The organism is Vibrio coralliilyticus ATCC BAA-450 (assembly GCF_000176135.1).
GTDB lineage: Bacteria > Pseudomonadota > Gammaproteobacteria > Enterobacterales > Vibrionaceae > Vibrio > Vibrio coralliilyticus.
On the sequence record NZ_ACZN01000017.1, the window covers coordinates 203,525 to 226,379 of the forward strand.

Annotated in this window: 16 protein-coding genes; 3 read left to right on the top strand and 13 right to left on the bottom strand. The window is 44.0% G+C overall.

The genetic code is table 11. The annotated features are described in order from the left end of the window. Positions 1 to 40: 40 nt before the first annotated feature. From VIC_RS16225 to VIC_RS16250, 6 genes are all read right to left on the bottom strand, one after another. Positions 41 to 3,088 carry a beta-galactosidase gene (locus tag VIC_RS16225; RefSeq protein WP_039952109.1) on the bottom strand — a complete coding sequence of 1,016 codons (3,048 nt, stop codon included), beginning with the start codon at positions 3,086 to 3,088 and terminating at the stop codon, positions 41 to 43. Positions 3,089 to 3,559: 471 nt separating this feature from the next. Next, positions 3,560 to 4,351: a type IVB secretion system protein IcmH/DotU gene (icmH, locus tag VIC_RS16230; protein WP_006961128.1), complete on the bottom strand. Its 792-nt coding sequence runs from the start codon at positions 4,349 to 4,351 to the stop codon at positions 3,560 to 3,562. Next, positions 4,348 to 5,673 carry a type VI secretion system baseplate subunit TssK gene (tssK, locus tag VIC_RS16235; RefSeq protein ID WP_039952110.1) on the bottom strand — a complete coding sequence of 442 codons (1,326 nt, stop codon included), beginning with the start codon at positions 5,671 to 5,673 and terminating at the stop codon, positions 4,348 to 4,350. The genes icmH and tssK overlap by 4 nt, the downstream gene beginning before the upstream one ends. 11 nt (positions 5,674 to 5,684) lie before the next feature. Beyond that, positions 5,685 to 6,185 (bottom strand): type VI secretion system lipoprotein TssJ, encoded by a 501-nt coding sequence (gene tssJ / locus VIC_RS16240; RefSeq protein ID WP_019277701.1) that lies wholly within the window; start codon positions 6,183 to 6,185, stop codon positions 5,685 to 5,687. Beyond that, entirely contained in the window at positions 6,178 to 7,563 is a 1,386-nt protein-coding gene (gene tagH, locus VIC_RS16245; RefSeq protein WP_006961133.1) for a type VI secretion system-associated FHA domain protein TagH, read from the bottom strand. The genes tssJ and tagH overlap by 8 nt, the downstream gene beginning before the upstream one ends. 12 nt (positions 7,564 to 7,575) lie before the next feature. Continuing rightward, the gene (locus tag VIC_RS16250) at positions 7,576 to 8,178 is read right to left on the bottom strand and encodes a hypothetical protein (protein WP_006961135.1); all 603 of its coding nucleotides are present in this window, start codon (positions 8,176 to 8,178) and stop codon (positions 7,576 to 7,578) included. A 498-nt stretch (positions 8,179 to 8,676) separates the two neighbouring features. Here VIC_RS16250 and VIC_RS16255 point away from each other — a divergent pair, with 498 nt between their 5' ends. From VIC_RS16255 to VIC_RS16265, 3 genes are read left to right on the top strand one after another with little or no spacing between them, the layout of a single operon-like run. After that, on the top strand, positions 8,677 to 10,014 hold the full coding sequence (locus VIC_RS16255) for a type VI secretion system ImpA family N-terminal domain-containing protein (protein WP_006961137.1): 1,338 nt from the start codon (positions 8,677 to 8,679) through the stop codon (positions 10,012 to 10,014). A gap of 2 nt (positions 10,015 to 10,016) precedes the next feature. Beyond that, positions 10,017 to 13,412, top strand: coding sequence for a type VI secretion system membrane subunit TssM (gene tssM / locus VIC_RS16260; RefSeq protein WP_039952112.1), 3,396 nt, complete (start codon positions 10,017 to 10,019; stop codon positions 13,410 to 13,412). 37 nt (positions 13,413 to 13,449) lie between these two features. Next, positions 13,450 to 13,902, top strand: coding sequence for an Lrp/AsnC family transcriptional regulator (locus VIC_RS16265; protein WP_019277704.1), 453 nt, complete (start codon positions 13,450 to 13,452; stop codon positions 13,900 to 13,902). 68 nt (positions 13,903 to 13,970) lie between these two features. Here VIC_RS16265 and tssG read toward each other — a convergent pair whose 3' ends face one another. From tssG to VIC_RS16300, 7 genes are all read right to left on the bottom strand, one after another. Next, entirely contained in the window at positions 13,971 to 14,969 is a 999-nt protein-coding gene (gene tssG, locus VIC_RS16270; RefSeq protein ID WP_006961140.1) for a type VI secretion system baseplate subunit TssG, read from the bottom strand. Beyond that, positions 14,966 to 16,714: a type VI secretion system baseplate subunit TssF gene (gene tssF, locus VIC_RS16275; RefSeq protein ID WP_006961141.1), complete on the bottom strand. Its 1,749-nt coding sequence runs from the start codon at positions 16,712 to 16,714 to the stop codon at positions 14,966 to 14,968. Before tssF ends, tssG begins: the two co-directional genes overlap by 4 nt. Before the next feature lie 18 nt (positions 16,715 to 16,732). Further along, on the bottom strand, positions 16,733 to 17,143 hold the full coding sequence (tssE, locus tag VIC_RS16280) for a type VI secretion system baseplate subunit TssE (protein ID WP_019277706.1): 411 nt from the start codon (positions 17,141 to 17,143) through the stop codon (positions 16,733 to 16,735). Positions 17,144 to 17,206: 63 nt separating this feature from the next. Beyond that, the gene (gene tssC, locus VIC_RS16285; RefSeq protein WP_006961143.1) at positions 17,207 to 18,682 is read right to left on the bottom strand and encodes a type VI secretion system contractile sheath large subunit; all 1,476 of its coding nucleotides are present in this window, start codon (positions 18,680 to 18,682) and stop codon (positions 17,207 to 17,209) included. A gap of 9 nt (positions 18,683 to 18,691) precedes the next feature. Further along, positions 18,692 to 19,201, bottom strand: a complete 510-nt coding sequence (gene tssB / locus VIC_RS16290) for a type VI secretion system contractile sheath small subunit (RefSeq protein ID WP_006961144.1) — start codon at positions 19,199 to 19,201, stop codon at positions 18,692 to 18,694. A gap of 27 nt (positions 19,202 to 19,228) precedes the next feature. Next, positions 19,229 to 20,794, bottom strand: a complete 1,566-nt coding sequence (tssA, locus tag VIC_RS16295; RefSeq protein WP_006961145.1) for a type VI secretion system protein TssA — start codon at positions 20,792 to 20,794, stop codon at positions 19,229 to 19,231. A gap of 3 nt (positions 20,795 to 20,797) precedes the next feature. After that, positions 20,798 to 22,792, bottom strand: coding sequence for a serine/threonine protein kinase (locus tag VIC_RS16300; RefSeq protein WP_006961146.1), 1,995 nt, complete (start codon positions 22,790 to 22,792; stop codon positions 20,798 to 20,800). Between the last annotated feature and the right edge of the window lie 63 nt (positions 22,793 to 22,855).

Consider the following 22,855-nt stretch of genomic DNA (forward strand, 5'->3'; position numbering starts at 1 on the left):
CAGAGAATGGCCCACCTCTCATTGGAGGTGGGCTCAGTTGTTATTTCAGAGTGAACTGCCACTGATACTGTGAGCGAGTCAGACGATATTCTGGACGAACGCTTGGGGTCCACGAGTCATCGCCACCCACGCCCATATGGAAACCGTCAAAGTAAACAAACACGCCGGGTTGCTTTACAAGCTCATGGGTATGTTTCGCTTGCGTCAACTGTTGTTGACCAAATTGGCTGATACTGAAGTGGAACCTTCCATTGATTTCAATACCACCAACCAGCAGCCTCTCGGTATCGCAGCGCAATCCATTGTCTGAAGGGAAGATATATGGGGTATGCATATCGGTGACAGGCAACTCCCATCGCCCGTGATCTGCGCTCAACTTGCGATCAGGGTAATTTTCATGCGGTCCTAAACCTAGCCAAGCGACCTTGTCAGGAGTCTCAGTTAATTGCAGGCATGCTCCCACACGAGGCAATGGTGGCAGAGAATCATCAACATCAACACGAACGGAAATGTCGACCTCCCCAGCTTGAGCAAAACAGTATGACCAAATTGAAGTAAGCACGAGTTTGTCATCAGCATAGTAAGCGTGTCTGACAATTACTTCGCCCATGACCGCGTTCACCTCGACGCCTTGGCAGCGGTGCTGCAGGTCAAACAACCCCGCGTTTTGCCAGCGAACCATCCACGCGTTAGGGTCTTGCCTGTCTACTTCACTGACGCCAATGTCATTGTCTAACGGCGCGCGGAAAAAATTATCTTGCAACGGTGATAGCAGCATTTCACGGTTAGATTTTTTCCAACTTTCAATAACACCTGTCGTTGAGTCGATAAACCATTCATTCTCCGCAGCGGTTACTAGCAAACCTTGATTTTGCTGTGTGAACATTGCAGGCGTGAACGTAACATGTGTTATTGATTCAACGTGTAGTCGCTTGCCAATAGCCATCTGTTCTTGGGCGACAATATGGCCTGCGTCTGCCCAGGACGTCGCCTGTTTATGACGAATTGCAACATTTAGGTGGCAATTAGACGTAGGAAGTTGGAAGCTGGAGTCAAGCTCTAGCACACACGTTTCTTTTGCTTCAAGTGAGAGTTCCAGCTCCCCACTGTGAACAGTTTCGCCACAATCGCCAATAACTACCCAGTCCAAACTGCAATTTGAAGTGGCAGCAAACAATAACTCACTTGTTACTTTCACTGCTAATGGGCATGTTGATACTAACTCAAACGTGTAAGGCTGCTGAGCCCGTTTAGCCTCTAATAATGTTGGATGAGGTGTTCTGTCTGGAAAAACAAGGCCGTTGATACAGAACTGACGATCATTGATGGCATCTCCAAAGTCACCACCGTAAGCCCAATAGTGCGTACCATCATCAGAGTACTTGTCGAGTCCTTGGTCTACCCAATCCCAAATAAAACCGCCTTGTAATCTAGGATGCGTCCTAAACGCTTGCCAATATTCAGCGAATCCGCCCAAACTGTTGCCCATCGCGTGCGCGTATTCACACAAAATGATTGGACGATTTTCATCCCCCATACCAAGCCACTTTTTGAGTGCTAACTTGGGCTCGTCTGTGTGCCCTTGTTGCTGATCAGCATCGGTACGAGCATACATTGGACAAACAATATCCGTCGCGGCAGTATTGGAGCCTCCCCCTTCGTACTGGACGACTCGTGATGGATCAACCCTTTTAGTCCACTGATACATAGCATCGTGATTGGAGCCATAACCAGACTCATTGCCCAATGACCAGATGATGATACTCGGATGGTTAAAATCGCGTGCAACCATACGCGTCATACGCTCTAGAAAAGCGCTTGCCCACATTGGGTCGTCTGCAATGCGTCCCATTGGCGTCATTCCGTGTGTTTCAATGTTGGCTTCATCGACGACATAAAGACCAAGACGATCACAGAGCTTGTAGAAACCTGGCTGATTTGGATAGTGTGAGCAACGCACCGCATTGAAGTTATGCTGCTTCATCAACTTCAGGTCTTGTTCGACACGTTCAAGGCTCTCTGCATGGCCTGTCGCTGGATCATGCTCATGTTTGTTAACACCCCGAATAATCAAAGCTTCGCCATTTACGCAAAGTTGGCCATCAATTACCTCGATTTTGCGGAAACCAACGTCATACGCCTCACTTTCAATGACGTTGTTGTCATTGCTTAGCAAGCTCACAACCAATCGATATAAGTGGGGCGTTTCTGCGCTCCATTTCTTTGGCTGGGAAACGGGAAGCGAAACGTGGCAGCGATCATCATAGCCTCCCTTTTCGTCAATAGGTCTTGTTCCAACAGGAGTGACTTGGGCAACCACTTCATTTTGGTCATCGAACAACACCGTCCTGACTTGCAAACCTCGGTCGCGAGTGGTCTGTACTTCGATTTCTAGCTCACCCTCTTGATAACTGTGATCAAGATTCGCGGTCACCCTTACATCTTTAATATGCTCTAAGGGCTTGTTCATCAGTCTTACAGAGCGGAAGATGCCGCTCATCCACCACATATCCTGACCTTCCATGTAGCTTCCGTCACACCAGCGCAATACCATAACGGACAAGGTATTGGTGCCTGTTGTCAAATGAGGGGTCAGGTCAAATTCAGCGGCTAGACGGCTGTCCTGAGAATAACCTACCCAAACGCCATTACACCATACGTAAAAAGCGCTGTTTACGCCTTCAAAGACAACCCGGGTAAACGACGCCTGATCCCAGCTTTGTGGCAGTTGAAAGGATGTCTGATAACAGCCGGTAGGGTTATCTTTTGGCACAAATGGGGGATTACATGGAAACGGGTATTTCACATTCGTATAGATAGGATAATCAAACCCTTGAAGTTGCCAGTTACCTGGAACGGTAATCGTCTCACCATCTAGGTTTTCTTTTGCCCAGTCAGCGGCCACATGCTCAGGTGAAGGATATAAAGCAAACTGCCAATCTCCATCCAAACTCATAATGGATGAGCTCACACGATCATAGCGCGCGTCACACTCATCTCTCCAACTGAACAGCGGAGTATGCGCCTGTAGGCGATTGTATGAAGTAAATTCTGGTGTTTCCCAATTACGAGGGCTCATTGTGTGCATGTTTCTAACCTAAGCGTTTGTTCAACTGCTTATGATCCTAACGACAGAGGCGTTTCAGCACTGTGACAACTCTCACATCAATGTAAACGTTTCCAGAAATGAAAAATTGCAGATAATTAGAATGAAACCCATCTATCACTTTGATGGATTTTTTTGAAAATCTTTAGCGAAACCTTATAAATGATTTTCTTTACAAGCACTTAAACAACACCCAGTTAAAACCACATGCACAATTAAATTTATTACACATCAAAAATAGATATCATTAGTGAATCAATTACATGTTCCAAACCACCTTGTTACAGACAGTGTTACATAAACAATTAGCAAGTTACATTTATATAGAGAATAATTAAATATCATTTAATTTCAGAGATTTAGAAGGCGGTCACACTAATTAAACGTAAAAAGCCCAAGTACAGCTGTACTCGGGCTTGAATGAAGCGTGCAACTCAAGGTTTATGTATGAACTTACTGGAAGTTGGCGAGTAGGTTTTGGAAATTAGTATCAATGATAAAATATGTTGCAGCGTACATGATGGAAAATACGATGGCTGAAACACCTAAGGTCACTCGTGGTGGAATCACCCGTTTCAAAGGTTGTTTTAGGTATTTCGCTTTTAGATTAACTAAAGACACCTTTTCATTTTCCGCCAATCTTTCATCTTTTATAAGTCGATAAATTGTATTGGCAATATCCGCCAGCTTTTCCTGCCCACGCTCTTCACGACCATATTTACCTTGAAAGCCAAGCTGAATAAGCAGATAAAGCAACTCGATAACATAACGGTAGCGTCGTGGATCTGCCTTCAGACGTTCTAAGATCGTGAAAAACTTATCACCACCTGATGTTTCATTATGAAACTCCGCCAGCAAGCTATTTTGGCTCCAATTACTGTTTGCCCCCCACTCCTGGCGACATACCGCTTCATCAATAGCGGCACATAAGCAATAGCGAATGACCAGAATAGATGCACGGTCAACTTCCATTTCATTCAGCTTGCGCTCACCTTTTCGGATCTCTCGAGCGATCTGTTCCCTAAATGGCATAGGGTCTTCTAACCATGGGATAGAAGACATACAAGACAAACTAGCAATCAACCAAGAAAACTGATCAACCAGAGGGTTAACCCCCATCTTCTCAATGTTTGGATCTTTAACCGCTATGTTTCTTGAAAGATCAGGCGCGGGCATAACCTCCATCGGTTTGCCCGGCTCAGGCTGAAACAGTACTACGGTTACATCATTATCTATGTAACTCATGCTCTAACCGCCCACAGTTGCAACGATAGGTTTGCGAAGTCACCAGAAACATGAACCGCAATCGCAGAAGCGCTCTCCAATGCTGCCCACTCTTCACTCGCTCGGTCGAGTTCAAAGTATGTATAGCCCGCATGATAAGGCAATGCACGCGGTACCACTGGCATTGGCTTGATACCGATACCTGGAAGCTGGAGATTAATGAGGTCACGGATATTATCGATAGAGCCAATCTTAGTCTGACTAACAAATTGAGTGTGCAGAATATCAAGGGTGACATCGGCTTTAACCGCAAGAATAAAGGTCGCGGATTCAACCACTTTCTTATCTGGGATAACCGCAGTACGAATGCCGAAGTTCTGCTCTTGTAATGTCAGTGGTATTGCGCGTTGTTCAGACATAACACTTAACGTGCGCTTAGCATTGTCCAGAGTACGAGACAAACAACTGGTGAGGTCACCATGATTGTACTCGATAAACTCTGGAGGCCTGCGGGATGCTGAGCAAAGTGTCGACAGCTCGCCTTCGGCTTGAAGCAAAGTACGATAAAGCGACTCGGGGTGCACGCCTTCAACACTAGAGAAGTGCCAGAATAAAGGTTCATAACGGTTGAGCGCTTGTAACAGCATAAAATCAGAGACCGTTGATACACCTTGCTGGTCAACGGTACCGAGGCGTTCGACAATCGATTCCGCGCGGTGCTTTAACATCGAAGCGAATTCATTGGTAAACTTGCTAAGGACTTCCGACGCGTTGATGTCAATACAAGTCGGAATGTAGCGATCATCAAGCACGACACTTCCATCAGGTTTTACTTCTGACACTTTGAGTATTGGAATCGCTGTGTAAGCACTACGATCCTCATCTTCGTACATTAATCGGAACTTAAGTTGACCAACTGAAATATTAGCCGTGTCTTCACTTTCGTAAACCGCATCAACGGCATCTTGCTGACGGACAAGGTAACGAGCCCCATCTTTGTCAGAGCCGAACAACTCTTCTCTTTCAGAAGGTAATGGACAACAAAGGTAAATCACTTTGTCTGTAATCGAAGGATCGACTTCCTTTACGTCTGGTACCTCAGCTAAAAGCGGCAAGTCAAAAGGTGTCTTATCTTGAAGAACACCAATTGCTCGAGTGACCGCGATCTTGCCTTGAGTCAGCAGTTCAGTGTTAATCTCAATGCGATTCACACCCCAATGCAGTGGTGTGCTGCTGGCGTACAGCATGGTGCTTAGCTTTGTCTGAGCACGATCAAATTGCTGAAAATGCTGTGGTTTCATGAACATGCCATCTTGCCACACTACAGGATTATATAATGACATTTCGTTGTCCCTTAAAAGTAAGTTTGCTCGATTCCACGCGTAGAGTTAAACGACAGTTCGCTTCCCTCCAGCTTAAGTTTTAAAAAGTACTCAGACTGCTCTTCAATTAATTCAACTTTTCTCCAAGAGGAACCATTGATATCGCGAAACGCCGCAGAAAAACCTAATGCACGAGTTCCAGGGTCAAGAGTCAGCACCTCATGAATTTTCTCACCCGGCTTCAACTGATATTCATAGCGCTTAATGTACTCATCACCAAGAGAGGCTTTGTCATTCTCAAACAAAGCAAAGAAGTCTAAATTTCGAAACAAGACTGGCGAAGTCAATTCATGAATTCTCAATATCACAGGTGACGGCTGTCCGCCCTCCCGCATGTTAAGCAAAGGAGATGCCTCAATGATCAGCTCGATAGAGGAAGTTTCAGGTGTGATACCACTTGATTCCTTGAACTGGTCCCACATAGAACAACCAGTTAAAGACAGGAATAAGAAAAGAGTGATTAGTTTACGCATATTTTTCTTTTAGAAGTCGATTGTAATTTTCCTGAACGAGTTTCTTTGTGCCTACACCGTGTACACCTTTCAAACTCTCCAAATAATGCAGTTTGTAGGTATCCCACAACTTTTGCTTGGCAAGAAAACCCTTATTCTCGCTTTTCTGCTCAAATATAATCGGGTCATACTGACTAATACTTTGCTGTACATAGCTGTTGAGCGCTTGCTCATACAGTGACTTATGCTCGCTTATCTCATCCAACATTTGTTCAACCAGCTCATTTGGTGAAAGCATACTTTGCTTATTCAAATCAAGCATTAAACTGATCAAATCTGTATCTGCAGCCGTTGGGGACTGCTTCAGTTCCTCAATCTCAACGAGTTCATGCTGCAACTTTGTCATACATAAGCGCAAACACATTCCCATCTGCTCAAATAGTTGTGGATCACTTTCTAGTAACTCATCATCTGTGACCCCTAAACCCTTCTTAAACGACGTCAACAAATCGCTATGAGAAGAGCTGGCGTTGATCTGGCTAAATTGAGGTTCCGGTGAAGGTTGATGTTCCGCTTTAGGAGCAACCTCTTCCCATTGTGCGCTTGGCGCCTTAATTTCACTTGGTACAGTTGCAACTGTTTGTTTAGGAGAGCCAATGGTAGGCTCCTCCTTCACTGATGCCTGCTGACGTTGTGGAGCAGGTTTAGGCTTTTCAATTTTAGGAGTCGAGCTTTCCTCACCTCCCATCCAGTCTTCAGGGATGAGGCTTGGTGCATCAAATTCGGAATACACGCTCAGACTATCATCCGCAATCTGGCGAGTTGACTCGTTCGTCACAACAAACTGATCTAACTCTTCATTTTCGGTTCGGATTAGATGATCGTCACTGTTATCCATTGAAAAATCGAGGTGAGTCATTGGATCAGAGGCATCAGACTCTTCAGGCTTTGTCTCTAGAAAAATTTCTTCTAACGGCCCCTGCTGTTCTTGCTCGACATACGCCTCTCCAAGATTGACGAGAGGGTCTGTCGTGTCACGGTCAGGGGTGATATCAAACGCGATGTCCGTCGTATTGGTCGTACGCTCAACACTGACTGACAACTCGTACTGACCTAAAACAATCGTATCCCCTTCGTGAATAGGAATAGGCTGATTCTTCAACAACTTATTCCCATTGACGATGAGTCCATTGGTACTCACATCGCTAATGTAATAAGCATCACCATAAATACTCACCAGACAGTGAGTACTTGATATGTAACGATTGTGGTCGACCAAAGGAACCGAACAACCCGGGTTGCGACCAATAGAGCCACCACTTTCTGGTAGCTCTACAAATTTTGCTCCCGTGTATTCTTCAGGATGCTTTGATATGACTATAACCAAGCGCTCTAACAAAGCTCTAATCCCCTAAAATAGAAGTGACACTGTAAGCTCAACACCGCCAAGGCCATCGTTGTATACAGGCAAAATGTAAGAAGCCTGAGGGATGATCTGTAGGTGCGCATCAGGATTACTGCCAAGCTTGATGACTGTACCAATGGTGGCGACAGCACCTGCTTCAAACTGATCAATATCTTCTAACTGAGAGCCGTATTTAAAGCCATCACTATCAACTACCCAGCGGTTTGAATACTGGCTGTAACCTGCAGATAGACCAGCGCCAATGTAAGGGGTGAAAATAGACCAGCTTCCTAGAGCGTATTGTGGAACAACACGAAACTCGTAGTTGGTTACTTCCTGATAGATACCGTTAGCAGGCGCATCGATAGATTCGTTGACGTAATTGAATCCTAACCACCATCTCCAGCGGTTATTATCCTCATCGATTGGTCGGGTATGCACAAAGCCATATCGCATTGTGTCAGCTGTACCGCTTGACCCTTCCTTGTATTCAATGCTGTCTATACTCAGCATACTAATGGAGCCACCATAGCGCTCCCCTTTCGCGTTAGCCGCCGCTGACACAGTACATGCCAATGCTAATAAGCCCAATCGACTTAACTTGCTCATCCTTTTATCCTCAAAAGGTCTAAAGTCAAAAGATAAATTAAAGATTCAGCAAAATAGCAGGCTAACTAACAAATTCAATAGCGAAAAAAATTCTCCGCGTAATTATGTTCTTTCTCCTATTGTTAACTTCCTTTCTCCTACGAAAATGGACATTTCAACTATCGAGCCAAAATTGCGCAGGCGCACACGATAATCCGTGAAAAAACTGATTATCATGTAACGATTAAATAACAATCACACAACTTTATAATATGATGTACATGTAGCCATACTGTAAATATTACACTTTCCACTATTTACTCTTTTCTCAATTAAACTTTAGTAGTAAACGATAGCGGTCACATTTAATAAACTTTAATTAGTTTTAAGTAATATCTTATCTACAAATTACTTTTCTCCTACGTAAAATCCACCACGAGATAATTAAGCATTATTAAATAAGAAACGAATAGAAGTGCGATTACATTTTTATAATTAACGTCATTTGGGTAGGATTTAATGTACTTTTCAGACTTTGCTCGGCGGCCAGTGGACGAGCATGCTCCTTGTGGAGTTAACCCAAACAATCTCGAAGAGTTTGAGGAAATAAAACGGCAGATCAATAATATCAATAAGGTTACTGGGCGCGTATCGTGGAAAAAAGTACAGCAGTTATCTAAAGATATTCTTAAGCATAAAAGTAAAGATTTACGTTGCGGGTGCTATTATGCCGTAGCTTCTGCACACAATGACGGCCTAAGCGGATTTGTTGATGGGCTAAACTCTATACTCGATTTATGCGTAGTGTATTGGTCGTCTTCATATCCTGAAGTTTCGAAAGCAAGCGCGCGAATGGGTGCTTTTGAATGGCTGGTCGAACATGCCGAAAGACGCGCAAAGCAATTCAATGTCACTGTTGAAGATAGAGCAATGCTTGAGGCTGGGCACAGAGTATGTCTTCGTATTGAAGAAGAATTACGACTTCACTATGGTCATAAAGCACCTTCTCTAGGCACTATCAGACGGTTGTTTAGTCAGTATGTCGACGAAATCAAAGAGCTCGAAGATAAGCAAGAAGCTGCTCAGAAAAAAGCCAAAGAGCAGAAAGAATCCCAACAAAAAATGCCTAGTCCTTCCGTACCGGGTGGTATCACAGTTAATGTAAAACCACCTGTAGCAGGGAAACCTTCTCCTGTTGAAACGGAAGCCGAAAAAAGCCGCTCGACAATTTGGACCGTTGCCGCTGTTGTTGGTTTATTTTTGTTCGCGTTGAGTGCCTACTATATCCACAATGATAAGGTTTTAAATAGCTACCAGCAGAAAATTGCATCGAACAATATTCCTGCACTTCTTGAGGTTACAGAAGACTTAAAGCGTGAAAACAAAGACACACTTAATAAGCTTAAAGAACCATTAATTAGAACGGTAGATTCTATTGTTTACGACCTAGATAAGTCCCCAGAAAAAATAGGTCAAATATCAGCCTTGGTTAGCATTACAGATAATTTATCTGAGCTTTATTCAGACTCCTCCTCTGTTAAAGTACTATCCACTGAACTCCAACGAGTCAAGTTACAGCTAGAAAAAGACTTTGACGATATAACTTCACGTTTTTCACGCGCCCGAACAGCAATTGCTAATCTAAATCGTGATTCTAAAGATGTGAATACAAAACTCGCTTATCAGTATAGCAACTCATTATTCCCACTACTTGGACGAATAGAGTACGCAGAAAAAACAAACAGCGCTGAAGAACTCGATCGCTCACTAATTTTAATCAACGTTTACTTGCATAAAATCGCACAACTTAAGGCGACGCAAGAGAATAAATCATTAAACCAAGTCGTGGCTGAATAACTATGCTAAAAAATATTATACGTCATCCGATATTCATCTCCACTTTGCTTGCGTTAGTTCTCATTGGTGGTTTAACGGCTGCACATTTCTTATACCCAGAAACCGTTTCAACAAACATTTTGTATATTGGAATTGCGGCCATCGCATTAGTGCTTTGTGCTTATCAACTAGTTCTTTTCTTTAAGAAGAGAAAACAAAATCGTGACCAGCAGCTAGAAACAGAAGAAGAGGCCTTGAGCTTAGTTCTTAGACCTCTACTCGTAGGTTCAAAGAAAAAACCAATCTACTTAATGATCGGTAATAAAGCTGCTGGTAAAAAGCAGTTTCTTACTAGTTCCAATGCTATCAAATCAATTGATACATCACGTACCAAGAAAAATGACTTTTTCGAATGGTATGAGTCTGACGAAGCAGTTTACCTAAAACCCGATCAAAGATTGGTGTTCCAAGAAGTTTCCGCGGCTGACTCGCTACTGTGGGATACTATGGTCGCGGAAGTGATTCGCAGCCGTCCACGTAAACCATTTGCAGGTTGTTTATTCTTTACTGACTTAGAATTCTTAATCATCTCTGAAGAAGAGCAGATCGATTATGCTCTGACGGCACTGATTGACAGAATTACGTCCATTTGCGATCAAACAAATACCGCACTTCCAGTCTATATGGTCGTCTCTAAGTTAGATAAGCTTCAAGGCTTCAAAGAATATGTCCAATTGAGCCCTCTTAAGCACAACGTTGAATATTTATCCATCGCACTTAAGGACGCTAAAGGTGTTTTGGTCGACTACTATCGCGATAGTTTCAACAACTTGGTAAAAGTAATTGAAAAAAATGCGTTGGATTCAACATCACAGTCAAATGACACCAAAGAAAAACAAGCGATACTATCTTTCCCGAAACAATTAGAAATTTGTCAGAAGGAAGTTGAGTACGTTGTTCAGCGCCTAAGTGAAGTTAACCGCGGAGCGTACTTCATTGACCTTAGAGAACTGTTTTTCTCATCATGTCTCCAGGGTGGCAGGAAGTACAACCTGTTGGCAAAAAGCTGCAGCACATACTTTAACTTACCGATTATCGCTTCAGAGCACACTCAGCTATCTGAAACGCCTTATTTCACTCGCTTCCTTGTGGAATCTCAGATTCTTCCAGAAGCCGATTTTGCAGGTGAAAACAAAACCTATCTAAAACGAATATTGCGACAGAGCCGCTTAGCGATGATTGCCTCTATCGTTTTCCTTGCTGGCGGCGCTTATTTGTTGGGTACAACACTCGATAGCAACCTTCGCGTGATCTATCAGCTGCTAAACATTGAAACAGGAGATCAAGCATCAGGCCAAGTACGTTTGCTGGATGACAAGCTAGCACAAGCAATCACACAGATCGAACCTGTCTACGATGCTTGGGTTGAAGGCAGCGAAGCATTAGACAAAGAGATCGTGTCTCTGAATGTGAGTCGCCTTGAGCCTGCGACAAAAATGGCGTATCAAACGCTCCTTCAATCGATTCAAAAGGAACTGATCCCTGTTATTGAGCAAACTTACCGTGTTCAACTAACCAAGTATCAGGATAAGCCAATTCAAGCCTTACCAGTGCTAAAAGGCTACTTGATGCTGAAAGAGCCAAGTAAACGCGATCTGCCGTTTATGACAGCTCAAACGCAATCGACTCTCTCAAAAGTCATTGGTGATTCTGAACAAGTAGCCTCTGCGATGAAGTATCTTAATGCATACTTCAGAACAGACTTCGCGCCTGTGAACATTAACATGGACATCGTGCGTGCTACACGCAGAAACTTGCTTGCACAATCTAATGTCGACCTTGTTTATGCTCAATTGATCAACCAAGCGAACTCTATTGACCTTGGTACTTTAAACATTGAACGCGCGGTTGGTTTTGACTTTAACAATGTATTTAACGACCAAATTGACCAAGAATTGCTAGATATTAGCAAGGTCTACACAGCCACCGGATTTAGTACCTTCTATCGTCCACGCGTCGATTTGATGTCAAAAGACGTGATTACAAACAACTGGGTTCTGGGGTTATCTAAGAATGTCACACCTTCAAAAGAAGAGCATGAAGCATTCAAAGACCAGATTCGTAAGAAGTATACCGATGACTATATCAGCTACTGGCGTAACGCACTCAGTGAGCTAAAAGTTAAAAAGTACAATTCAATTGGCGAACTGACTAACGCTATCGACCTTGTTTCTGGCCCTTCTTCACCTCTAACGACGGTACTTAAGCAGGTGTATTCCAATACGCACTTCTCTCCAACAGGAGAAAAGGAGCTACTAGCGAATAAACTGCCTACAGCAGCAACCGAAGCGATAGATAAACTAGCAGATTCAGCAGAGGAATTTGTTCAACCTGATTACTTGCTGATGCAACGCGTCGAACAGGCTTTCTTCCAGCTTAACCGTCTGCAAATCAACGAGACACCAAACTCCCCTACTCCATGGGATGAGATAGTGACTGCGTTGAGCCGCCTACGTACCTACATGAAGGACATCGCCGACTCACCAGATCCACAAATGGCCTCGCTACTGGCTGCGCGTTCACGCATGCAAAGTTCAGAAGCAGACCCGATTATCCGACTTAAGCAGATTGCTCAAAAGTCTCCGGAGCCGGTACGCAGTTGGCTGCTTGGTATGGTTCAGCAAAGTTGGTCTGTCATGATCGCAGAGTCAGCAAAAGGCGTTCAAACTCAATGGTATAGTGAGGTTTACACTAAGTATCGTGATTTAGCATTAAACAAGTATCCATTTGATTTAAATGCAGAAGAAGAAATTGCACTAGAAGACTTCGAGCTCCTTTTCTCTACCGGCGGCATCATCGACACCTTCGTTCAAAAGAACTTGGCGTCCTTCTATGACACTAACCTTTGGACACCGAAGCGTGTTGATGGCGAGACAATGCCTTTGACGCCTGAGCTTCTGGTCCAATTGAAAAACTACAATGTGATTCGTGACACGTTGATTAACAAGAGTACCAACCGTGTTTCAATCCCATTTACTACTAAGATTCTCGACCTAGACTCCAGTGCTATTCGTGCGACAGTCAAAGTTGCAGATTCGCAAATGAGCTACTACCACGGTCCAAGTCGCATTAGGGAACTGGAATGGCCACCTAAGAGCGGTGACTTTAACGTGAGTATTACTATCCAAGACGTAACTGATGAGGGCAAACAATACGTACTAAGCGAAAATGGCCAGTGGGCGATCTACAGGCTGTTGGGCCAATCCACACTAACAAATCAACATGATGGAAGTTTTGTTAGTGACATTACCGTTTCAGGTCGTGATCTGAAACTACGAGTGAAGCCACTCTCGCAGAGGAACCCATTTACCCTTGCGGAGCTGTATAACTTCTCTCTACCCGAAACCATCGACCTATAAAAAAGTAAACTTATAAAAACAACGTAAGGCAGGATATATGATGTCAACTACTAACCTTCAGGGCTTAGACAAACTAGATCGGAAAATTCTATCTAACCTTTTGTCTAATGGCCGCGAGTCAATCGCTAACCTATCGCGTAACATTGGCTTGTCACGTACCGCAGTCGCTGAGCGCATCAACCGACTGGAAAAAACCGGTATTATTAAAGGCTATACCGCACAGATCAGAGTCGAGCAAGAAGGCAGATCAGCAGCAAGCTACTTGCTGATTTCATGTGAGAAAGGTAAGAAAAATAATGTGACGGAAGCTCTTAAAGAGCTTCCTGAGGTAAGGCTAACGAGTATCGTTGGTGGAACTTATGACATTATCGCTCTAATTGAAGCGCCAGATCTTCAGTCGATACATACCCTGTGCAATGAAATTGAATCGTTTAACGGCATTCAGTCTTTAAACAACACAGTAGTATTGCATCAACCTATCCGACGCTAATCTTTCTCAATGTTTGAGTAGGACACATTAAAACAAAACCCGCGATTTCGCGGGTTTTTTATTGCCTGTTAGAGTTGGCCTATTTGTTTGATTGACGCATCTTTTGTACCTGGGTCACCTAACCACATCGTCTGTCCTAACAAATTGCCTTCCCCCTGCCCTAATTCATTTTTAGGAATAGTATCAAGCTTAACTTTCATAATGAGGTCCCATGCCAACGGATCGCGCAATATAAACTGCATTAACCCGATCAATGTCTTGTAGTTTGCTCGGCCTGGAAGGAAAGTTTGATAGGTAGAGAAATCAATATCTTCAATACGTAGATGAAACTTGCCCACTAAATCTGGCAAGGTTTTACCTAAATGCAGATCTTGACCAAGTACGCAATTAACATGATTCAGCTTATTTCGTTGAGATTGATGGATCGCAACACGTCGGTAAATCCACTCATCGACAATAACATTCTGCAAGCTGAAGTAATGAGCCACAATACCCGATATCAATTTAGGAGAGCGTGTACGAGTCGAGAGCTGGCTAACGTACGAGAGTAGCTTTGCTCTGTCTAACTCACTAACTTCTGCTTCCTGCATCACCGACGATAAGCCTAGAAGATGCAGCATACGACCTGAAAATGGGTCCTTAGCTTCACTCTGATATTGAATATGATAGCGGTATTTTTTCCATACTCGATAAACCAATGAGATATGTCGATTATGAAAGAAATCAAAGAACTGCTTAACCGGGTTATCTTCGTCGTCGCGGCCCGCAAGCTTTTCAGTGTATGAGGATGGTAACGGTGAACTCGAGCCATGAAGACCTAAAAAGGTAACTTCAACGCGCGAATAAGGGTTACCGTCCATTTCATAATGAGAAACAAAGTCTATGTCGCTTTTCGGAAACGCTAAACTTGGAGAAACACTGAATCGAATGTGTTCCTGCCAGATATACTTGTTCTGACCAATACCGTTGTAACTGTATTCTGTCTGAGATTGATAATGTTTTTCCAGCAATGAGACAGCTTGAAAGAAGCCAAACTCATGGGTTTCTTGTTCAATCTGATTAATCATAGAACGGTCTGTTGCCCCGCTAGACTTGGCCAGTGATAGTTTTCGCCGGTTTTCTCATCAAACACTTCAAGCTCAGTAAATGAGTTCAGGCTGGAATACAATCGAATGAACTCATTTAAGACACTCACCAACAGGAACATATCACCTTCATTGACAAAATACGTCGAGTCTACCGTGAGAGTAAATTGAGTGCCTCGAATAGCCGTGCCTCTAAATACCCTGTCTGCTGGCTTCATCTCCGTTTTCTTTATCCCGTCCAAGCGATGTATCGACGCTCGATGCGCCTGACGATCGACGCGGGAATGAAAGTCATAGGTCGATAGAAGCACTTTCAGTACATCTATGTTGGCCAGAGACAGATAGTTCAACGACATGTTTGCGATCAATTGCCACTGCAATTCACCGTTTACCTGTGGGCTCACCGACTGAGTCGGCTTAGTGATATTGGTGAATGTTGCGTACGTAGGGGAATTGTGTGATGTGTAAGTCACATCGCCTACCGACAAACGTTCTGCTAGGTCGCCATTACTACACGTAAGCTTCATAAGCACCGTTTCTGAGCCTAACTCGGCAATATCACTGGTGTGCGTATGGAAAGAGATATAACGTTCTAAGCCACGTCCACTGACTCGCTCAGATACCTTGGTTTTGTAAAACTCACGCTTGTCGCGCTGATTAATCTGATGTTCGAACGATTCAAATTCAATCAGCTTCTTACGGCTACGCTCGTTCTTACTCCAGGTCTCTACATTTTCAATCGAGTACACTTCGTAGTGATCTTGACTACTACTCTGAGGCCTGACTTTGTATTCGCTTCGGCGATGCTCCAGTCGAATCGGGTCACCATCTTTGCTAAATAGGTTAACGGCTGGTGTACAGTGCAATCGTAAGTGCTTGTCTTTTAATACCACTTCCGAAGGCAATGCGCGTTTAAAGACAAAAGACATCTTAACGGTTGAACGTTGTGGAACGCCACTTAGCCACTCTAACCCAGTCACATCGAAGAACATAAACTTCTCTGGTAGAGAAAAGTATTCCTGAAGCAAGCGATACCCAGCAAAGGAGTTGGTTCCGTATGGCAGAATCGCTTCATCATCACCAAAGCCAACAGGCTTAATACTGCTTGCAGGCAATTTGTGTTTGTATCCACCGCCAACATCCAACTCGATATAGTCCAGGTAACGGAACAACCAGAGATATAAAGTTCGCGTTACATGCACTTCACCGTGAAGATAAAAGCGCAACGAGTCCATTTTTAGCCTAGAAAGTTCCTGACCGTATTCTGCGGCTATTGTGACGTCAACGTTTGAACTCGTGCGACTGTTGGACTGTTCCACATTCGTGATACTGACAGGATAGAGTGCCACATCGTAACAGGTACGGAACAAACACTGCGTCCCCTCAACCTGCTCACTTGCCATTTCAGCACCACGTTTGACTACTGTTTTCTCAGTCACACTACCCACATGCGGTGATAGCTCTGATACACACATAGACGGAACAGAGCGCATGTAGTGAGGCCAAAGCAGAGTCATCAATGACTGCGTTAACTCTGGCAGTTCGTCGTCAATCTTTTCCCGAATTCTTCCTGTTAAGAAAGCGAAACCTTCTAGTAGACGTTCAACATCTGGGTCATAGACACCTTCACCCAGGAAATTCGTCAGTTTAGGATGGTATTTAGCGAACTCGCTTCCCGCTTCGCGAAGATAAGAAAGTTCATCCTGAAAATATTTACTGCTGCTCACGAAGAGTTTCTCCTGACTTTAAACGTTGAACTTACCGTCAACGCCCATGAACACATTGATAGACATTGGAACCTGACCACCGTTGTGAGAAACCTCACCAGTGATGCCGAAACTCAGCTGTAAGGGATTATGAAAGTCCTGACGATATGTGACTTCGATATTGCCCAGTCTAGGTTCAAACTTATGAATAGTCGTGCGGATATTCTGCTGAATATGACGCACTAAGTTTGATTGGCTAGCAAGGACATCATTGAAATCAGGAAGACCATAATCATTGTCTATCATTGCATTCCCGGCATGTGTGTTAAGCAAATCTGCGAGATGAATATGTATAGATTCAATAAGATGTTTGTGTGAAACAACTTTTTCGTAGCAATTCTTGGGCTCACCCAATTCAATGCGTTCGAGTAAGCGATAACCTTTTTCCATACTGACCTCTAAAAAGAACGGCCAGCAAAACTGGCCGTTCGAATCTTAAATTAGCTACTCTGATTACTGATCCAGTTTACCAACTAGAGACAGGTCAAAGCTCGCACCCATGTACTTGAAGTGAGGACGTACAGACATTGATACCTTGTACCAGCCTGGATCGCCTTCAACGTCAGATACTTCAACCTTCGCTGCGCGAAGAGGACGACGACCGCGTACTTCTGCTGGCGGGTTTTCCTGATCAGAAACGTACTGACGGATCCACTTGTTCAGTTCGATTTCAAGGTCAGAGCGCTCCTTCCAAGAACCAATCTGCTCGCGCTGTAGTACTTTGATGTAGTGCGCTAGACGGTTAATGATGAACATGTATGGAAGCTGTGTACCTAGCTTGTAGTTCATTTCCGCGTTTTTGCCTTCTGGCGTATTCGCGTAAACCTTTGGCTTTTGGATAGAGTTTGCTGAGAAGAACGCAGCATTGTCCGAACCTTTACGCATCGTCAGAGCAATAAAGCCTTCTTCTGCAAGTTCAAACTCACGACGGTCAGAAACCAAGATCTCTGTAGGGATCTTCGTTTCGATCTGGCCCATTGACTCGTAGTTATAAACTGGCAGATCGAATACCGCACCGCCACTTTGTGGACCAATGATGTTTGGACACCAACGGTACTTAGCGAACGATTCACTGATCTTAGATGCCATAGCGTAAGCAGAGTTACCCCACAAGAAGTTGTTGTGGTCATCTGTTACCAACTCGTCGTAGTCAAACGCCTTGATTGGGTTGTCTTCCACTGAGTAAGGGTTACGTAGCATGAAACGAGAAGTACAAAGACCTAGGTAACGTGAGTCTTCATGTTCACGTAGACCACGCCATTTCGTGTATTGAGGACCTTCGAATACCGACTTCAGGTCTTTCATGTTTGGTAGCTCTTCGTAGCTATCCAAACCAAAGAACTTAGAAGATGCCGATGTGATGAACGGAGCATGTGACATCGCACCAACGTTCGCCATGTATTCCATTAGTTTGATATCTGGGCTTGAAGACGTTAGCTGGTAATCACAGATTACTGCGCCAACTGGCTTACCACCAAACTGACCGTATTCACGCGTATAGATCTGCTTGTATAGACCTGACTTCACAACTTCTGGAGCATCTTCGAAGTCATCCAGCATCTCGTCTTTCTTCGCTGAAATAAGTTCGATAAGGATGTTTTCACGGAAGTCCGTGTGATCAACCAGATACTTAAGACCACGCCACGTAGATTCGATAGCCTGTACTTCTTCGTTGTGAAGAATCGCATCAACCTGCTTTGATAGCTTCTGGTCAATCTCACCAATCATCAAATCAACCAGAGACTGGTCAACTTTCTCGGCAGAGTTGTTACTTAAAAGTTCACCGATGAACGCTTCAACACCGCGCTTTGCAACGTCAAAACCTTCGTCACTTGGCTTCAGGCGTGTTTCGTTAAGAATGCTATCCAGAAGAGAACCAGATTCAGCCAACGCCGCTTCTTGTTCTGGAGCTTGTGCTTCTGCTGTCATAATACCCTCTTATTCAGCCTTTTCAGCATCTTGGTTTTCACCAATGCTGAGTTCTTCTAGTAATTTCTTACGAGCTTCTTCATCCTGAAGAACGGCAGCGATCTTCTTACGGAATGCAGGTACGTTGCCTAGTGGACCTTTTAGCGCAACCAATGCTTCACGAAGCTCTAGCAGGCTGTTTAGTTCCGGAACACTTTTAGCAATCGCCTCAGGTGAGAAGTCCTTCATGTTCGTAAACGTTAGATCAACGCCAAGCTGTGCACCTTCTTCATCAGTCAGACGGTTTTCAACATTAACTTTTAGGTTTGGAGCATAGCCTTCCAAAACTTCGTTAAAATTGTCTTTGTCAATATTGATTGGCGTACGTTCTTCGATTGGTGTCTCATCAGCACGTGCTGTAAAGTCACCAACAACCATCATATTCAACGGCAGTTCAACGTCTTCTTGCGCATCACCAGTCGCTGGAACGTAACGGATATTAATTCGCTCTTTAGGAGCTACCGAGCCATCGCGTGACATAATTAGTTCCTTATCTAATTGTGTTGTTTAGTTATAGATTGACTCCCACTCCTCAAACTTTGCAGGCAACAATTCCTTGTTTGGATACAGCTGCTTCAGAATTTTTTGAGATAATTCATCTAGTTGCAAAGAGAGGTGTGGTTCCCAGCTGCTTAGACTCATTTCATCTCTGATGACCCATAACTTTTCAAGATAAGGTAAACAGAGCGCGTAAAGACCAACAGCTTGGTAAGCTTTTACGATTTGTAAATGCAACATAAATTGCCCTCGCCCAGAGCTATCAAGCTCAAGGTTTTGTGCAACTTCTGCTACGCGTTCTCCCAAATTTTCGAGAGTAACATCGTCCATTGACACCAAATCGCCTTCTTGCACGACTACGCTAGGCAAAGCCTGTTGACCTGCATTGGACGCCGATGAGCTGGCTTTATTTAGCCATTCGATCGTTGCTTCGTTGGCAAATGGAATCGAATTCTTAAATGACAGAGCCTCTATACCCGGTAAGGATTGAGCAAAGGCCTTCGCTTCCTCTGAAACGGCTTGAGCTGCTTCTTCCAGGCTCAAGTTTTTCAGCATCTGATAAACGTAGTAATGGCCAGTCAGCCAAAAAGGCGCATCAGTTAATGTGCGCTCTAAACGTTTTATCGTGTCGATATCACTTTCTTGCTTAGCTTTGTCTCGGTATTCGGATTGTTTGTCCTGAGAAACCGCAAGAATTAAAGGTGTTTCATTGTTCTGATGGTCTGGCAACTCTTCGATGTCTGACCAAGTCAAATGTCTGTGGATGCGGTAAGACAGCGGCAATTCAGGCTCCGAGGCCAATATCATTTCTGCAACCTTCTTCAACGTTCGTTTAGAGGCTGTAGGTGAAGAAAAGTCGGTGTCGATATCCACTTCTTTTTGCTGTCGACTTGCTGGTTTCGCAACACTTGGTTTAGCGACTGCAGGTGTAGATTGTGCCGGCTCTGGTGAAGGTTGACTTTCAGGTTTAGGTTGTGAAACTTCAACTGGAACTTGCTGAGACTCTGGCTCAGAAGGTGCCGCGTGTATATCGTCAACTCCAGCAGATTGAAGTAGACGATTGAGCTCGCTACGCAATTCAAAAAAATCGGCTTCTGAATCTTGGAACACTTCATCAAAGTGGCGTTGTATCTCTTCTACTGCATCATTACATCGCGACAACGCTTCCCAAGTTAGCTGCTCATTCGGCAGCTTAGGCAGTGCAAGCTTTAGCTGATGGTTCAACCATTCCACTGCTCCGTCGCGGCCACGTTTTCTACGTGGGTATAAATCTGAGCCAAAACGAATTAAGGACTCAGCAAGCAATGCTAGGCCCTGCTCAAGACCAGGTAGCCCTTCACTTTCTAACAAAGCACGCGTCAGGTAACACATCGCTTTAAAGTCTTTGCTGTGCTTAGTGATAACTTCTGTTGCATGGTTTTGTACTACTGCCCAATCAACCGTTTCACCAAACAAAGAACCGAATTTTTTGACTTCAGCTTCCATCATTTCAAAACTGAATTCATAGCGCGCGTCTTCGCCAGCTGGCGAAGCTTCGTTAATTGGCTCAAGAAGTGTATTTATTTCTGCTGTCACTGCTTAGCCCCTCACGCTCGGCTGATAATCGCTAATTGCTCGCTGAACGGCTAAAGCACCACGTGCAGGCTTTGATTTTTTGTGACTCTTGCGAATTGCATCGCTCGCCATACTATTGAGTAGTTGGGTGACTTCACTAAACTTCTTAGGAGCATTAACCTCAAGATCGTTGAGTGACGAATTAAGCTTTGCCGTTTCGAATATCGCCTGCTCTGTCACAGTGCTAAACAGAATGTATTCGCTACGTGCTACTTTTAGAGCTCGAACCTTTGCAATCAAATCTGGGGTATTACCAAAAAACTGCTTTGCCGCCTCTGCTTGTTCAATAGCGCGTGAGTAGTAATGCTGCTCGGCATTGGCATCAATGGTCGCATAAACCTTGTTTAGCACGGTATTGGGCAGCACTTGGCTGTAGTAGTAAGACTCAGCTTGGTGATTTGCCCAAGCTGTTTTCATGTAGTCATCAACTGCTTTTGCACGGCCGCTTAAAATCAAGCTGACAAGTTCGTTATCCTGCTTACCCATATAATTAGACACTTTCTGTGCCTCAACGGTGAGCTTATTCAAGTTAGACATAACTTCATTAAACGAGCGCTCAGATTTCGCGAAAAGGACGCCGTCGTTATTTAGACTTTGATGCAGTGAAACCAACTGAGAACGAATATCTTTAAGTACAACTGGGATGTTCTCAGCAACTTGTCTTCTCGCCGCTAAGCTGTCTTCGTTGTGCTGGTAGACATTAAGAAGTTTGGTTTGCTGCACGCGGTAAGCGTCCTGATAAGGTGCCATCATGACAACATCACTAGACATATCGTCTAGCGCGTATTCGATTTTCCATGGAGGCTGAGCTAGAAACGCAGCCGTTTGAGCAGGCTTAATCGTATTGACCAGCGCTGTTGAATCACCAAAACCGGATTTCACCGACGGCTTCCACTCTGGCTGTACATAGTCATAAAAATAGGTTCCGGTAACCAACACAACTGACGCCACCAACGCAGCTTCAAGATACTTAAAGCGGCCGAGAGCAAATTTGTCAGCCACACTATGTTGTGTCAGAACGAGATCCGCATTTCTTAGATTAGAGAAGATCGGCGCACTGTTATCTGACTTCAAAGCCTGGGTATCAATTCGAGCTAATGCCTGAGCGAAAGAAATTGCGGTATAACCATGCGCTCGCGGCTTGTTAAGTACGTTTTTAAGCAGTGACCAAACGTGTTTAGGAATCAATTGGCAGCGTTTGTTCTGACCCAATAGCTGACGCCAAACGTCACCATAGGTAGAGCCAAGGAATAAGTGCCCAGTCAACAGTGCCAGAGAATAAACATCATCTTGAGGTTTAGCGATTCCGCTTTCGACATACATTGGTGAGGCATAATTCATGCTCACTTCTGAAGGCCCTTCCGATTCTTCAGTGTATCGAGCAGCCCCAAAATCAATGAGCTTAACGCTGTCGTCTTCGCCAACAAGTACATTGGCAGGCTTAATATCTAAATGACATACACCACGAGTGTGCATGTATTCCAAAGCGCCAGCTAACTGGTAGATAAGCCAGGCGATATGATCATGACGGAAGCCTTTTTTGGCGTGTCTTTCTATCTTTTCAGCTAACGACTCACCATGTATCCACTCATACATGATGTAAGGGCGATCAAATTCATTGCCGATCTTAATGAAATCAGCAACGCTAGGATGTTGAGATATTTCAAGCTTACTCGCTTCACCAATCAACATTGAGTGTTCATGGTTGGAGGTGCCTTCATTTGCGACTTTGCAACACACTTGTTTTTCCGGCTCACCTTGCTTGGCGAGGTGATAAAGTGTTGTATTACCGTTTTTTGAAGGAAATGACTCCAATACATCGAATTGCGAGAATAAAACATATTCCAACTTAGGCTTGTTTCTTTGTGCTTCCTGCTGCTCTAACTGTTTTTTTCTCTCAATCGCTTTATGAACTAATTGATTGATATAGCTGTCGCTTGATCCATTTTGATCAGACACGTTTTACTCTTTGGCCAACTGATAATAATAACTAGGGGGGCATATTAATTATTTTGAATATTG

Excerpts from the sequence above, each read along its gene's own strand:
- tssK (WP_039952110.1), bottom strand. The coding sequence starts at position 5,673 with ATGTCATTATATAATCCTGTAGTGTGGCAAGATGGCATGTTCATGAAA.
- VIC_RS16255 (WP_006961137.1), top strand. The coding sequence starts at position 8,677 with ATGTACTTTTCAGACTTTGCTCGGCGGCCAGTGGACGAGCATGCTCCT.
- tssC (WP_006961143.1), bottom strand. The coding sequence starts at position 18,682 with ATGACAGCAGAAGCACAAGCTCCAGAACAAGAAGCGGCGTTGGCTGAA.
- tssM (WP_039952112.1), top strand. The coding sequence starts at position 10,017 with ATGCTAAAAAATATTATACGTCATCCGATATTCATCTCCACTTTGCTT.
- tssJ (WP_019277701.1), bottom strand. The coding sequence starts at position 6,185 with ATGCGTAAACTAATCACTCTTTTCTTATTCCTGTCTTTAACTGGTTGT.
- tssE (WP_019277706.1), bottom strand. The coding sequence starts at position 17,143 with ATGGAAAAAGGTTATCGCTTACTCGAACGCATTGAATTGGGTGAGCCC.
- tssG (WP_006961140.1), bottom strand. The coding sequence starts at position 14,969 with ATGATTAATCAGATTGAACAAGAAACCCATGAGTTTGGCTTCTTTCAA.
- VIC_RS16265 (WP_019277704.1), top strand. The coding sequence starts at position 13,450 with ATGATGTCAACTACTAACCTTCAGGGCTTAGACAAACTAGATCGGAAA.
- VIC_RS16250 (WP_006961135.1), bottom strand. The coding sequence starts at position 8,178 with ATGAGCAAGTTAAGTCGATTGGGCTTATTAGCATTGGCATGTACTGTG.
- icmH (WP_006961128.1), bottom strand. The coding sequence starts at position 4,351 with ATGAGTTACATAGATAATGATGTAACCGTAGTACTGTTTCAGCCTGAG.
- VIC_RS16225 (WP_039952109.1), bottom strand. The coding sequence starts at position 3,088 with ATGCACACAATGAGCCCTCGTAATTGGGAAACACCAGAATTTACTTCA.
- tssB (WP_006961144.1), bottom strand. The coding sequence starts at position 19,201 with ATGTCACGCGATGGCTCGGTAGCTCCTAAAGAGCGAATTAATATCCGT.